Genomic DNA, 576 nt, shown 5'->3' with positions numbered 1-576 from the left:
CGTTCATGTAATCGTTCGGGTCGTAGGAACCTATGACGTATCCGGAGTCTTCGGGAAATTTGTGGTTCCAAGCCAAAGTCAGTATTTTGAAATTCCCATCAAAATCACCAAATTGAGTGGCTGTAATCCCATATTGACCAAAATTCCCGACATTACCCGGTGCATCATAGTCACCGTAAGAATGACGATTATCTGCAATCAATGAGACGAAGCCAGGGGTTGCGGTATCTTTACCTAATACAGTCCAAGTACTCGTTAGTCGGAAGTTGCCAGAAAAATAGCTCTCATCACCATTGGTTTGGTACATGGTGGAATAGTGGCCACCAAACTTTAAGCCGTACTGGTTATCCAATTCTTGTTTAATCGAATTCCAGTTTGTAAACAAGCCATCAAATGCAGGAAAGCGAAATGCCGCTTCCTTCACTCTATCATTTTCTTCCAGTTGGCCTTTTGGGCTGTCAGGGCCAGAAAACTCTGGCTTACGGTCGTAGCCAGACTTATGAGTTTTTTCTGCGCCTTCCTCTGCCGCATACAGACTAACTGAGGTTAGGTTACTTCCTACTAGCAGAACGAGTA

The 576-nt window shown here is 44.3% G+C and carries 1 protein-coding gene; it reads right to left on the bottom strand.

Annotated features, from left to right (window positions below):
* A partial coding sequence (locus tag KIV40_RS34810) for a hypothetical protein (protein WP_285354028.1) occupies window positions 1-576 on the bottom strand: 576 nt, incomplete at both ends.

The organism is Vibrio sp. D173a (assembly GCF_030248475.1).
The sequence above is the reverse complement of the archived record's forward strand: the minus strand, read 5'-3'. Positions and strand labels throughout refer to the sequence as shown.